This window comes from Actinoplanes derwentensis (assembly GCF_900104725.1).
In the GTDB taxonomy this organism is placed as follows: domain Bacteria; phylum Actinomycetota; class Actinomycetes; order Mycobacteriales; family Micromonosporaceae; genus Actinoplanes; species Actinoplanes derwentensis.
In genome coordinates this window covers 4,258,623-4,271,280 of record NZ_LT629758.1, presented here as the reverse complement: position 1 = coordinate 4,271,280, position 12,658 = coordinate 4,258,623, and the positions used below count along the sequence as shown (strand labels likewise).

Below are 12,658 nucleotides of genomic sequence, written 5' to 3'. Positions count from 1 at the left end.
ATGGTCTGCGCGCGGACCGTGGCCACCGTCAGGCTGTGACCACCACCGGAGTGCCCGGGGCGACCTGATCGAGCAGCTTGCGCTGGGCTTTCGGCGGCATGCGGACACAGCCGTTGGAGACGTTGCGGCCGAAGACTGCGCTGTTCGACCAGGCGTGGATGCCGGTGTGCGCCTTCTGCAGGCTGGCCGCCATCTTCTCCGGGTCCTCCGGGACCGAGCCGAGCACCAGCGCGTCCAGCCCGGCGAAGGCGGCGCCGCTGGTGCCGGTGATCCCCATGACGTAGGTCCGGCCGAGCGGTGTCGGTGTCCGCTTCGTGCCGATCGCCACTGACCAGCGGGCCTGTTCCTCGCCTGCGCGCAGCCAGATCAGGCTGCGCTCGCTCAGGTCGACCATCAGCTGGTCGCGCAGCGTCTCGGCCTGCCAGCCGGCGGTCGGCACCCAGCCGACCTTGCGGTTGGTGGCCGGGACCAGCACGGCGGCCCAGCCGTTCGCCCGGGCCACGATCGGGACGACGGTGGCCAGACCGCTGATCCGCGGCGGCAGGAACGCCAGCGGCTCACCGCCGGGAGCGTCGTAGAGGGCGGTCTTCGTCGCCGGCCGCATCGCCTCGGTGATCGGCACGACCGACTCCGGGGCCGGGTCGTCGGGCAGACCACGCGGGCCCTTCGCGTAGGCGACCACCGGCAGGTCGGCGGGTGGGGCCTTCGCTGCGGCGACAGGTGCTTCGCTGGTCGGCGCGGCTGTCGCCGGCGGTGTCCCCGGATCGGCGATCGCGGCCGGTCGGGAGGTCTCACCGGCGCCGCGGTTCAGCAGCACCGTGACGCCCAGCCCGGCGACGAGGGCGACGACCGCCATGATCCACAGGTACGGACGGGACCGGATCGTCGACATGTTCCTCAGGGTAGTGGTCTCGGTAACTCCCACTGACGCACGGGGGATTGCCGGAGTTAGGGTGATCGCATGCTGAGCAAGCTGGGTTTCCTCACCATCGGCCTGTTCGACGAGGCGGACCCGCGCCGCGGCCACGAGTCCACCCTGGAGATCATCCAACTGGGTGAGAGCCTCGGTTTCGACAGTGCCTGGCTGCGCCACCGGCACCTGCAGTTCGGCATCTCCTCCCCGGTCGCCGTGCTGGCCGCCGCCTCCCAGCGCACCCGCCGCATCGAGCTCGGCACCGCGGTGATCCCACTCGGCTGGGAGAACCCGCTGCGCCTCGCCGAGGATTTGGCCACCGTCGACCTGCTGTCCGGCGGCCGGATCAACCCCGGCGTCAGCGTCGGCCCGCCGATGCAGTGGGAGCACGTCAAAGACGCGCTTTATCCCGGCACGGCCGATGCGGAGGACTTCAGCTTCGCGAGGGTCGAGAGATTCCTCGCGGCGGTACGAGGGGACAAAGTCACCTCGTACCGCGGCTACCAGGGTTTCGAGCAGTTCTCCGACCGGGTCCAGCCGCACGCGGCCGGTCTGGCGTCCCGCCTGTGGTACGGCGGGGGTTCACTGCGTTCCGCCCAGTGGGCCGGCGCGCACGGCATGAACTTCCTGACCAGCAGCGTCGTGAAAGCCGAGGAGTCGGAGGACTTCGAGCAGATCCAGCTCTCACACATCCGGGCGTTCCGCGCCGCCCACCCGTCCGGTGCCGCCGCCCGGGTCTCGCAGGGGCTGGTGGTGATCCCGACCGACAGCGCTTCGCCGTCGCAGATCGCGAGATACCGGGCGTACGCCGAGAAACGCACCCCGCGCACCCGCACCCCGCAGGGCCCGGCCCGGATGATGTTCGCCCCCGACCTTGTCGGCACGTCCGCTGAGATCGCCGAGAAACTGGAGTCGAACGCCGCGTTCCGTGAGATCGACGAGGTGGCGTTCGCGCTGCCGTTCACCTTCGACCACGACGACTACGTGCAGATCCTCACCGATATGGCCGGCCACCTGGGACCGGCGCTGGGCTGGAAACCCGCCGCCGGCTGACCGTCCAGAAAGCGTGCACCAGCACGTTTGCGCGCGGCCAGCCCCGCTCCCGGATCAGGTGCGCCCGGACCTGCTGACAGGTCCGGGCCTCACCGGCGACGTAAGCCATCCCCGGCTCGTCCGGCAGCCGTAACTCCCGCAACGCCTCCAGCAGCACCGGAGTCGAAGCGGGGGCGGCACCGTGCCGGTACGCCCAGGTCAGCCCCTGTGCCCGCGGCATGTCCGGCCGGTCCTCCGGAGTATCGACCTCGATCACCCCGAGGACCGGTTCATCCGCCGGAACCGCCCGTGCGATCGCCCCCATCGCCACCGACCCGGTCTCCTCGCCCAGCACCAGGTGGTACGCGGCGCCCGGCCGTGCGGTGAGCCGCCCCTCCGTGCTGGACACCGCCACGTCGGCACCCACGGCCGCGCCGGCCGCCCACCGGGCACCCGGCCCGTCGTGCCCCCGCGTCACGACCCGCAACTCCAGCTCCCCGGCCGGGTCGTGATCCCACACGGTGTATTTGCGCCAGCCGTCCCGCAGCGCCTGGGCGAAGTTGTGCGGCGCGGTCGGCATCACGTTCAGATGCTGCCCCGGAGTCCACTTCAGATCACGCAGCCTCGGCCCGGCGATCCGAACACCGGTGATCCACGGCGTAACCGGGCTCACCGCACTGACGGTGGCCCGCCGGCTGAGTCGTTCCAGAAGTGTGACCATGTGTGTCCTCCCTGTTCAGAGGATAATTATGAGCAATTGCTCGCGTCATTGGCTACTCGCTTTCGGATCCGCCCCCTACCGCCTGTCGGCGGGTTTCCGGCCCGGCGTTACTCACGTTTCCGGCCTGGTGGTGACGGCCTAGGCTGGCGATCATGGGCAGGGTTCTGGGGTGGGTGGTCCGGTGGCGGTTGTGGTTGCTGGTCGGGGCCCTGGTGGCTTCGGCCGCTTTTGAGGTCGGCCGCCGGGTTCTGGGACATGACTTCGGGTGGGTGGTCTCCCTGGTGCTGCAAGTGCTGCTGCCGTTCGGGTTGTTGCTGGTGGCGTCCTTGACCGTCCGGGATCATCACCCGGCGGTGCTGGTGGCCCGGGCCGAGGTGCCCGCCCTGGAAGTGCCGCCGAACCCGGGCATGGTTCTGCTGGCGGTCGCCTACACCTTGGGTGTGCACGCGACAGGGGCGCTGGCCTGGGACCTGTTGATGGACGGGGACATCTGGTGGCCGGTGGGGCTCGTGACGGTCTGGCTCGCGCTTCTGGCGCTGGTCTGGCGTGCGGCGCTGGGGCGGTTCGGGGTGCGGCTCTACTCGGAGGGGATCGTCAGCCGGGAGTTACTCGGTTCCGTCTTCATCCCGTGGGAGGCGCTGGGCGGGCCCCGGCCGGCGTTCGCCTACACGCCGGAGCAGGTCACGCTGACCGTTGCCGAACCGGGCCGGATTCGTAAGCGGGGGCTGCGTCTCGGTGATCCGGCGATGCTGCCGGCCGCCGGGGTGAGCGCTGAGCTGCTGGCCCGTGCGATCCACGAGTATGCGAACCGGCCCGAACTGCGCTCAGCGATCGGCACCGCGGAGGAGCTGGCCCGGTTCCAGGGCATTCCACAGATCGCCGAGCTGACAGCGCGGCACTGAAAGTGGCGGGGTGTCAAAGCCGCTGGGACAGCCGGGACGTCAGGCCGTCGACGAACATCGTCAGGGCGAAGTCGAAGCTGTCGCGGTCGACGGTGTCGGCGTTCTCCCGTAAGCGGTGGGCGTCGCCGAGAGCCGGGTAGCGGTCCAGGTAGACCTGCACGTCATCGGTGAAACCGCGCGAGAACGAGCCCATCGCCGCGCCCAGGACCAGGTATTTCGTCGAGGCGCCGATCATCGTGGCGTCGCGGGGGTGCCAGCCGGCGGCGACCAGGCCGCCGTGGATGGTGTCGGCCCGGCGCAGTGAGGCGTCGCGCTGGCCGGGGCCGCGCGCCAGGAACGGGACGATGTTGGGGTGTTCGGCGAGGGCCGCCCGGTAGGAGCGGGCCCAGGTGAGCAGGCCCTCGCGCCAGCCGTGGGTGAACGCGGACACGTCCACCTTCTCCATGATCGCGCTGGCCACGTCGTCGAGGAGCTGCTCCTTGGTGGGGAAGTGGAAGTACAGCGCGGGCGCGGACACCCCCAGCGCGGCGGCCAGCTTGCGCATGCTCAGGCCGTCCAGGCCGTCCCGGTCGATGATCGTGAGGGCGCAATCGCGGATGCCGGTCCGGCTGAGCAGCGGCGTTGTCGGCCGGGGCATGCGAGCCTCCGAATACTTGGTTTAACTAACGGCGTTAAGTTAGCATGCGGCGAGAAACCTGACAGCGTTCAATTAGGGGAGCCGCGATGAACCTCGGCCTGAGCCAGGAGCAGGAGCAGTTCCGGGCGCTCGCCCGCGAGTGGGTGGACCGCGAGGTCGTGCCGCACGCCACCGAGTGGGACCGTGCCGAGCAGGTCGACCCGAAGATCGTCGGCAAGCTCGCCGAGCTGGGCTTTCTCGGCCTCGGGATCGACGAGGAGCTGGGCGGTTCGGGCGGCGACTTCCTGACGTACTGCCTGATGATGGAAGAACTGGGCCGTGGCGACACGTCGGTTCGGGGCATCGTCTCGGTGTCGCTGGGCCTGGTGGCCAAGAGCATCCAGGCCTACGGGACCGAGGAGCAGAAGACCCGCTGGCTGCCCGCGCTGTGCGAGGGCGAGACGGTCGGCTGTTTCGGGCTGACCGAGCCGGGCACCGGTTCCGACGCGAGCAGCCTGATCACCAAGGCGGTCCGCGACGGTGACGACTGGGTGATCAGTGGCGAGAAGGTCTTCATCACCAACGGCACCTGGGCGGGGGTGGCGCTGATCTTCGCGCGCACCGGCGGACCGGGGCCGAAAGGGATCACCGCGTTCCTGGTGCCGACCGACAACAAGGGATTCGTCCGAACCGAGATCAAGGGCAAACTCGGTCTCCGTGGCCAGGCCACGGCGTCGATCACCCTGGACCAGGTGCGGCTGAACGACGATTGCAGGCTCGGTGACGAGGGCGCTGGCTTCAAGATCGCGATGGCCGCCCTGGACAAGGGCCGGATCGCGGTCGCGGCGGGCTCGGTGGGACTGGCGCGCGGCTGCCTGGAAGCGTCCATCGGCTATGCGAAAGAACGAACGCAGTTCGGCAAACCGATCGCGAGCTTCCAACTCGTACAAGAAATGATCTCTGATATCGCCGTTGAGACCGACGCCGCGAGACTGCTGGTGTGGCGGGCGGCCGACCTGGTCGATCGCGGTCTGCCGTACCGGACCGAGGCGTCGATGGCCAAACTGTTCGCCACCGAAGCCGCGGTGAAAGCCGCCAACCAGGCCATTCAGATCTTCGGCGGGTACGGCTACGTCGACGAGTTCCCGGTCGGTAAGGCCATGCGTGACGCCCGCGTGACCACCCTCTACGAGGGCACCAGCCAGATCCAGAAACTGCTCATCGGCCGTGCGCTGACCGGAATCAGCGCCTTCTAATTCAGGGAGTGAACATGAGCCGGGTAGCCGTCGTCACCGGGGCCGCGCGGGGTATCGGCGCCGCGACCGCACTGCAGTTCGCCCGTGAGGGGGCGTCCGTGGCGGTGCTCGACCTGGACGAGCAGGCGTGTGCCGAGACCGTCGACCGGATCACCGCGGCCGGGGGGACGGCTGTCGCGTTCGGCTGCGACGTGGCCGACGAGACCCAGGTCGACGCTGTGATCAACAAGGTGGCGGGTGAGCTGGGCGGGGTCGACGTGCTGGTCAACAACGCCGGGGTGCTCCGCGACAACCTGCTGCACAAGATGTCGGTGACCGACTGGGACATCGTGATGAACGTGCACCTGCGCGGCGCGTTCCTGTGCAGCCGGGCGGCGCAGCGGCACATGGTCCCGAAACGCTCCGGCAAGATCGTGAACACGTCGAGCGTGTCCGCCCTGGGTAACCGGGGTCAGGCCAACTACGCCGCCGCGAAGGCCGGGATCCAGGGGTTGACCCGGACCCTGGCGATGGAGTTGGGTCCCTTCAACATCAATGTCAACGCGGTGGCGCCCGGGTTCATCGTCACCGAGATGACCGACGCGACAGCCGCCCGGGTCGGGATCTCCGCTGCCGACATGCGGGCCAAGGCCGCCGAGATCACCCCGCTGCGGCGGGTGGGCCGGCCGGAGGACATCGCCCGGGTGGCCGCGTTCCTGGCCAGTGACGGAGCCTCCTTCATCACCGGGCAGACGATTTACGTAGACGGCGGACGTCGTCTCTAGAAAGGATCGGACCGAGTTATGCGCCGTACCGTATTCAACGAGGACCACGAGGCGTTCCGGCAGACTCTGCGGGACTTCATCGAGACCGAGGTGGTTCCCCGCTACGACCAGTGGTTCCAGGACGGCCAGGTGCCGCGGGACTTCTACAAGCAGCTCGCCGAGCTGGGGCTGTTCGGCATCGAGGTGCCGGAGGAATACGGCGGCGCCGGCATCGACAGTTTCAAGTTCGCCGCGGTCCAGACCGAGGAGACCATGCGCGCCGGCGTCTCCTTCGGTGCGGCCGGTGCCCACGTCGCGCTCGGTCTGCCCTACCTGCTGGACCTCGGCACCGTTGAGCAGAAACAGCGCTGGCTGCCCGACTTCGTCTCCGGCGACACGATGTACGCGCTCGCCATGACCGAACCCGGCACCGGCAGCGACCTGGCCGGCATGAGCACGACGGCTCGCCTGTCCGACGACGGAACGCACTACGTCCTCAACGGCGCGAAGACCTTCATCACCGGTGGTGTCCTGGCCGACCGGGTGATCGTCTGCGCCCGCACGTCACCGGCCAAGCCCGACGACCGCCGCTTCGGCATCTCGCTGCTGGTGGTGGACACCACGCTGCCCGGCTACTCGGTCGGCCGCAAACTCGACAAACTCGGGCTCCGGACTTCCGACACCGCGGAACTGGCGTTCGTGGACGTGAAGGTTCCGGTCGAGGACCGGCTCGGCGAGGAGGACCAGGGCTTCTACTACCTCGGCAAGAACCTGCCGAAGGAGCGCCTGAGCATCGCTTACGGCGCATATGCGCAGGCCGCAGCGGCGGTCCGGTTCGCCAAACAGTACGTGCAGGACCGCAAGGTCTTCGGCCAGACCGTCGCCAGTTTCCAGAACACCAAGTTCGAACTTGCCGCCTGCCAGTCAGAGGTCGACGCCGCGCAGGCAGTCGCCGACCGCGCCCTGGAAGCCCTCGACGCGGGCGAACTGACCGCAGCCGAGGCGGCGTCCGCGAAACTCTTCTGCACCGAGGTCGCGCACCGGGTCATCGACCGCTGCCTCCAGTTGCACGGCGGCTACGGGTTCATCAACGAGTACCCGATCGCCCGCCTCTACGCCGACAACCGCGTCAACCGGATCTACGGCGGCACGTCCGAGGTGATGAAAATGATCATCGCGAAGGACATGGGCCTTTAAGAACTTTCTTCCGGTACGGGGTCTGCGTGGCCCCGCCGCAGTCGACGGGTCCCCGGTCCACCACGCGAGCTGCGCGGTGGACCGGGCCGACCCGCGACCGCCGGGCCGAATGCGGTGATCGGGGCTTCCCACGCCTGTGGTGCCGCCGCCGTCACGGTCCGGGCTTTTGCGCTCGTCAGGGCTTTTGCGCTTTGGTCCGCCGCGGTCAGGGCTTTGTGCCGTCGTACCGCCGCAGTTTGGATCCCGCTCGCCGCCAGGCTGCGACCTGGAGCAGCACCGCCCACCCGGTGAGGCCGCCGACCAGGGCGAACGCCGCCGCCTGCCCCCAGTCACCGCTGACGGACGGCGGGATGTGCTCGGCGTTGACCGACAGAGCGGCCATCCCGATCACCCGGGCCGCGGCCAGCGGCGGCAGCAACCAGAGCCACCCCACCGGCGGCCCGGGCCGCCCGTCCAGCATCAGCCCGGACGCCGTCAGGATCAGCCAGCCGACGCCGCCGACCACGGCCAGCACGATCAGCGTCCGGCCCCGCCAGCCCCGGACCAGCGTTCCCACTCCGACGCCTACCAGCGCGACCAGTGGGAAAGCCAGGAGCAGCGCCCAGTAGCGCGGTTCCTCCAGCGGCACCGCGGGCTCCCACAACGGGACGCCGTCACCGCCCACCCGCAGGCGTGAACCACCCGCTCACCGGGCCGTGACCAGGGCAACCGTACCCAGAACCGTCCCGGCCGCCACCGCCAGAAGCTCCGTCCGCTCCGTCCGCTCCGTCCCGGCCAGCGTCACGCCCACCCCGAACGCCAGCAGATGCCCGGCCAGCATCCCGGACGTGCGCCGCATGACCTCCTGGTAGTAGCGCCGCTCCCAGTGCTGCCCGTCACCTTGCGGGTCATAGTTGACCAGTAACTCGTAGAGCCCGTCGTTGACCGGCAGCAGAACCAGGACCAGGACCACCATCACGGGTAGAGCCCAGAGCACTTTCATCCATTCAGCCTGCCGTCTCCTTAGGATGATCGCCATGCTGGTGATCTCCGCAGCCGACGTGCACGACCTGCTCACCCCGGCGGTGTGCCGTGACCTGATGCGCGCCGCCCTGACGGCGGTCGCCGACGGGCAGGTCTTCCTGCCGTTGCGCACGGTGATCCGGCCACCGGAACTGGGCGGCCTGCTCGGCCTGATGACCGCGCACCTGGCCGGGCCCGAACCGGCGTTCGGCTTGAAATCGGTCGGGGTCTTCCCCGGCAACACACTGCTCGGCAAGGACGCCCACCAGGGAGTAGTCACCCTTTTCGACCACGAGACCGGCGAGCCCTTGGCGATCGTCAACGCCTCCGCCGTCACCGAGATCCGCACCGCCGCCGTCTCCGCCTTGGCCACCGAGGCCCTGGCCCGCCCCGGCTCCCGGGTCCTGACGATCTTCGGCACCGGAGTACAGGCCCGAGCCCACCTGAACGCCCTGACCGGCCCCGATTCCGGCCTCAGACTCGGCTCGCGGTCCGGCTCCGACTCCGGCTCGCGGTCCGGCTTTGACGAGGTTCGGGTTGTCGGCCGCACCTTCGACGCCGCGTTCCGTTTCGATGAGCGGGCCCGCCCGTTCAACGACCCGGCCGTAGCGGTAGCCGGAGCCGACGTGATCGTCACCGCCACCACCGCGCCGGACCCGATCCTGATGGCCCGCTGGGTGGAGCCCGGCACCCACGTCAACGCCGTCGGCTCCTCGATCCCCACCGCCGCCGAACTCGACCCGGAACTCCTGGCCCGAGCCGTCCTGGTAGCCGACCGCCGCGAATCCCTGCTCACCGAATCCGGCGACTACCTGCGGGCGGCCCCGTTGATCGGCCCGGACCACGTACACGGCGAACTCGGCGACATCCTGACCGGCCGCCTCCCCGGCCGAACAAGTCCGGAACAGATCACCGTCTTCAAGTCCCTGGGCCTGGCGATCGAAGACGTGATCGTGGCCCGCTACCTATACGAACAGGCCCTGTCGACAGGCCGAGGCCAACGAGTCACCTTCTGACCTGACGGATTCCGGATGTCTCATTGGAGTACGACCGCAGCCCTGTCAGGTTTGGTCGAGGTGACCGGTGGGATCGCTCTGTCGCGCGCGACCACACGTCCGCCGATCCACGAAGCCGGAACCAACCCATTCAAGCCGTTGGTCCGTAGAACTCTGTCAGAGCATTCTTGAGCAAGTCGAGATCGGTGCCGAGCGCTCGTTTTCTGGTCAGCCGCAACATCAGGCCGAGTAAGGGATTGCGCAGATCCAGGTGGATAGCGTGATCGAGGCCGCCGGTGGGCCGGGCGCGGCCGGTGATGGTCGCGGCGTGCGCGTCGGCGACGGCGCGCACCATGGCCGACCCGAGCCCGTGACCGTCGCCGTGCTCCTGCTGTACCTCGCCGTGCGCCGCATCCACCGGAAACGTGTGAGTCCCGCGGATGGGTGGCCGGGTGTTCCGCATAGGCTGCCGGGATGGCTCTTCTCCACAAGGCGCAGATCGTCCCGGGCAAGCTCGAAATGCTGAACCACTGGCTGCCCGCCCGCCCCTGGTCCGGTGTTTCCGGCGATGTCGAGCGGGTGGCCGCGGCCAGGTTCGACGACCCGGCCGGTGCGGTGGGCATCGAGACGCTGATCCTGCGCGACGGGGACGGGCGGCTGCTGCACGTGCCGCTCACCTACCGGGGCGCGCCGCTGGAGGGTGCGGAGCAGTGGCTGGTCGGCACCACCGAGCATTCGGTGCTGGGGGCGCGCTGGGTCTACGACGCCGTCGGCGATCCGGTCTACGCGGCGCAGTTGCTCGAGGCGGTCCGGTCGGGTGGGCGCGAGGCCGTCGAGGAGTTCGAGGTCGACGGGGAGCGCCAGTCCCGCGTACCGGATCTGGCTCTGCGGGGTTCCGGCGCGCCGGAGGCGGCTGCCGGCCAGGTGACCGCGGTGACCGACGGTGATCCCGCGACAATCGTGCTGGGTGGCAGTGAACTGAGCGTGATCCGGGTTCTCGGCCCGGTCCTGCCCGGTGCCACGCTCACCGGTGCCTGGGACGGTGCCGGTTCCCCGGCCGTTCTGGCCGCGCTGACCCCGCGATGAGCGCCGATCACCAGGCCCGGTCCCGCGCGTCCGGCGAGCGCTTGACCGACAAGATCAAGAGCCTGGCGGGGGTACGATCCGTGCTGCTCACGCACGATGAAGCCGCGCACGATGACGCCGGTCTTCTGGTCCTGTGGGACACCGAACCGCCCGCCGGTGACGAGGACGAACTGCTGGACGGTGTGGAGTTCCGGATCACGCACCGGCGGGTGGCCACCGTCGACCAATGGATCGCCGACGTGATCGGGGGCGCCGACCCGGACCTCGTCAAGCAGCACCTGATCGCCACGATCCGTGACGGTGTCGTGTTGCACGACACGGGCCTGATCCCGGCATGGACGGCCCGCACCGGCCGTTACCCCGACGAGCTGGCGTCCGCGATGGTCCGCGCCCACCTGAACTTCCGCTCGTCCGGGCAGCGGAGCCGGATGCTGGAGCGCGGCGACCTGCTGCCCCTGGCCCAGGACCGTCTGGACACCGCCCGCAACGTGCTGCTGGTGCTGTTCGGCCTCAACCGGATCTGGTTCGCGCACCCCGGTTTCGCGGGGGTGAGCCGGCTGGCCGAGTCGTTGCCGCTGGCCCCGGCCGGTCTGCCGGCCCGCCTGGACGCGCTGTTCACCGCCACCCCCGCCAGTTCGGTCCCGGCCGCCGACGCCCTGATCAGTGAGACCCTGATCCTGATCGCGCGCCACCTGCCGGACGCCGGTGCCGCGACCGCCCTGGCGAGACTGTCGCGGTTCACCGGCCGAGCCTAGATCTTGTCGGCGACTTTGCGGGCGGCGATCAGGACCGGGTCCCAGACCGGTGCGAACGGGGGTGCGTAACCCAGGTCGAGGGCGGTCATCTCGGTGACGGTCATCCGGTTCCAGACGGCGACCGCGAAGGCGTCGATCCGTTTGGCCGCCTCGGCCCGGCCGACGATCTGCGCACCCAGCAGTAGTCCGGTGTCCTTCTCGGCGAGGACCTTGACGGTCATCGGGACGGCGCCGGGGAAGTAGCCGGCCCGGTTCGTCGACTCGATCGTGGCGGTCACGAAACGGAACCCGGCGGCCTCGGCCTCCCGCGACGACAGTCCGGTGCGGGCCACCTCCAGATCGCAGATCTTGGTGACGGCCGTGCCGATCACGCCGGGGAATGTGGCGTACCCGCCGCCGATGTTGATCCCGGCGACCCGGCCCTGCTTGTTGGCGTGGGTACCGAGCGGCACGTGCATCGTCTTCCCGCTGACCAGATGGGTGACCTCGGTGCAGTCGCCGGCCGCCCACACCCCGTCGACGACCCCGTCCGGGCCGGTGACCCGCTGCCGCAGATCGGTGGCGAGACCGCCGGTGACGCCGAGCGGGATTCCGGCGGCGTCGGCGAGTGCCGTGTTGGGGCGTACCCCCAATCCCAGCACCACGACGTCGGCCGGAATCGTGCCGTCGTCGGTGACCACCGCCCGTACCCGGTCGTCGCTCGTCTCCAGGGCCTGAACCGTGACGCCGGTGCGCAGCTCGATACCGAGCCCGCGGACCGCGTCGGCGACCAGCGCGCCCATGTCCGGGTCGACGGTGGACATCGGCTGCCCGGAACGTTCCACGAGAGTGACCCGCAGCCCGCGCCGGACCAGGGCCTCGGCCATCTCGACGCCGATGTAGCCGCCACCGATCACCACGGCGTCCCGGCCCTCGCCGCCACCGCCTCTGCCGCCGCCCTCGAACGAGGAGAGCCAGGCGTTGAGCGCGGCGCCGTCACCGAGGGTCTGCATGCCGAAGATGCCGCTCGCCGGGTTGTCGGCCCAGGGCGGGCGCACCGGTTGGGCCCCGGCCGCGTACATCAGCAGGTCGAAGCCCTCGGTGAAGGTCCGATCGGAGTTGCGGACGGTGACGGTCCGCGCGCCGAGGTCGATGCCGGTGACCTCATGGCCGGTCCGGACGTCGATCCCGTCCTTGCGGAACGTGGCCGGGTCGCGGGCGATCAGCTCGTCCGGGCCGTCGACCAGACTGCCCACCCAGTACGGGATGCCGCACGCCGAGTAGGACGTGAAGTCGCCCCGCTCGAACGCGAGGATCTCCAGTTCGTCGCGCCCGAGACGGCGCCGGGCCTGGGAGGCGGCGGACATTCCGGCAGCATCTCCACCGATGACAATCATTCGCACCGGCCCATTCTGCCTGTGTTGCCGGCAGATTTCCGGAAAGCTGCGCGGAGTGGTTGCC

The 12,658-nt window shown here is 69.7% G+C and carries 15 protein-coding genes; 8 read left to right on the top strand and 7 right to left on the bottom strand.

The window, feature by feature from the left end; genetic code table 11:
- Positions 1 to 28: 28 nt before the first annotated feature.
- Positions 29 to 892 carry a L,D-transpeptidase gene (locus tag BLU81_RS18900; protein WP_231954642.1) on the bottom strand — a complete coding sequence of 288 codons (864 nt, stop codon included), beginning with the start codon at positions 890 to 892 and terminating at the stop codon, positions 29 to 31.
- A gap of 69 nt (positions 893 to 961) precedes the next feature.
- Between BLU81_RS18900 and BLU81_RS18895 the strand changes: the two genes are divergently transcribed.
- Complete coding sequence (locus tag BLU81_RS18895; RefSeq protein WP_092545890.1) at positions 962 to 1,966, top strand: LLM class flavin-dependent oxidoreductase; 1,005 nt, start codon at positions 962 to 964, stop codon at positions 1,964 to 1,966.
- On the opposite strand, the gene BLU81_RS18890 is transcribed toward BLU81_RS18895, so the two are convergent.
- The gene (locus tag BLU81_RS18890) at positions 1,908 to 2,666 is read right to left on the bottom strand and encodes a siderophore-interacting protein (protein ID WP_092545889.1); all 759 of its coding nucleotides are present in this window, start codon (positions 2,664 to 2,666) and stop codon (positions 1,908 to 1,910) included. The genes BLU81_RS18895 and BLU81_RS18890 overlap by 59 nt on opposite strands.
- A 152-nt stretch (positions 2,667 to 2,818) precedes the next feature.
- Here BLU81_RS18890 and BLU81_RS18885 point away from each other — a divergent pair, with 152 nt between their 5' ends.
- Positions 2,819 to 3,568: a hypothetical protein gene (locus BLU81_RS18885; RefSeq protein WP_092545888.1), complete on the top strand. Its 750-nt coding sequence runs from the start codon at positions 2,819 to 2,821 to the stop codon at positions 3,566 to 3,568.
- A gap of 13 nt (positions 3,569 to 3,581) precedes the next feature.
- On the opposite strand, the gene BLU81_RS18880 is transcribed toward BLU81_RS18885, so the two are convergent.
- A complete protein-coding gene (locus BLU81_RS18880) occupies positions 3,582 to 4,205 on the bottom strand; it encodes a TetR/AcrR family transcriptional regulator (protein ID WP_092545887.1) in 624 nt (207 codons plus the stop codon).
- 86 nt (positions 4,206 to 4,291) lie between these two features.
- Here BLU81_RS18880 and BLU81_RS18875 point away from each other — a divergent pair, with 86 nt between their 5' ends.
- Genes BLU81_RS18875 through BLU81_RS18865 form a run of 3 tightly spaced genes read left to right on the top strand, consistent with a single transcriptional unit; the run spans position 4,292 to position 7,380 of the window.
- Positions 4,292 to 5,440, top strand: a complete 1,149-nt coding sequence (locus tag BLU81_RS18875) for an acyl-CoA dehydrogenase family protein (protein ID WP_092545886.1) — start codon at positions 4,292 to 4,294, stop codon at positions 5,438 to 5,440.
- A 14-nt stretch (positions 5,441 to 5,454) separates the two neighbouring features.
- A complete protein-coding gene (gene fabG, locus BLU81_RS18870) occupies positions 5,455 to 6,204 on the top strand; it encodes a 3-oxoacyl-ACP reductase FabG (protein ID WP_092545885.1) in 750 nt (249 codons plus the stop codon).
- 18 nt (positions 6,205 to 6,222) lie between these two features.
- The gene (locus BLU81_RS18865; RefSeq protein ID WP_092545884.1) at positions 6,223 to 7,380 is read left to right on the top strand and encodes an acyl-CoA dehydrogenase family protein; all 1,158 of its coding nucleotides are present in this window, start codon (positions 6,223 to 6,225) and stop codon (positions 7,378 to 7,380) included.
- A 205-nt stretch (positions 7,381 to 7,585) separates the two neighbouring features.
- On the opposite strand, the gene BLU81_RS18860 is transcribed toward BLU81_RS18865, so the two are convergent.
- Positions 7,586 to 8,008, bottom strand: coding sequence for a hypothetical protein (locus BLU81_RS18860; protein ID WP_157751673.1), 423 nt, complete (start codon positions 8,006 to 8,008; stop codon positions 7,586 to 7,588).
- Positions 8,009 to 8,065: 57 nt separating this feature from the next.
- Positions 8,066 to 8,362: a hypothetical protein gene (locus BLU81_RS18855; RefSeq protein WP_157751672.1), complete on the bottom strand. Its 297-nt coding sequence runs from the start codon at positions 8,360 to 8,362 to the stop codon at positions 8,066 to 8,068.
- A 34-nt stretch (positions 8,363 to 8,396) separates the two neighbouring features.
- Here BLU81_RS18855 and BLU81_RS18850 point away from each other — a divergent pair, with 34 nt between their 5' ends.
- Positions 8,397 to 9,398, top strand: a complete 1,002-nt coding sequence (locus BLU81_RS18850; RefSeq protein WP_172890581.1) for an ornithine cyclodeaminase family protein — start codon at positions 8,397 to 8,399, stop codon at positions 9,396 to 9,398.
- 130 nt (positions 9,399 to 9,528) lie between these two features.
- On the opposite strand, the gene BLU81_RS18845 is transcribed toward BLU81_RS18850, so the two are convergent.
- Positions 9,529 to 9,795, bottom strand: a complete 267-nt coding sequence (locus BLU81_RS18845) for a sensor histidine kinase (RefSeq protein ID WP_092545880.1) — start codon at positions 9,793 to 9,795, stop codon at positions 9,529 to 9,531.
- A 56-nt stretch (positions 9,796 to 9,851) separates the two neighbouring features.
- On the opposite strand from BLU81_RS18845, the gene BLU81_RS18840 reads away from it, so the two are divergent.
- A complete protein-coding gene (locus BLU81_RS18840) occupies positions 9,852 to 10,463 on the top strand; it encodes a CG0192-related protein (protein ID WP_092545879.1) in 612 nt (203 codons plus the stop codon).
- Positions 10,460 to 11,218, top strand: a complete 759-nt coding sequence (locus BLU81_RS18835; RefSeq protein ID WP_092545878.1) for a DUF4037 domain-containing protein — start codon at positions 10,460 to 10,462, stop codon at positions 11,216 to 11,218. Before BLU81_RS18840 ends, BLU81_RS18835 begins: the two co-directional genes overlap by 4 nt.
- Here BLU81_RS18835 and BLU81_RS18830 read toward each other — a convergent pair.
- The gene (locus BLU81_RS18830; RefSeq protein ID WP_092545877.1) at positions 11,215 to 12,594 is read right to left on the bottom strand and encodes an FAD-dependent oxidoreductase; all 1,380 of its coding nucleotides are present in this window, start codon (positions 12,592 to 12,594) and stop codon (positions 11,215 to 11,217) included. The genes BLU81_RS18835 and BLU81_RS18830 overlap by 4 nt on opposite strands.
- Between the last annotated feature and the right edge of the window lie 64 nt (positions 12,595 to 12,658).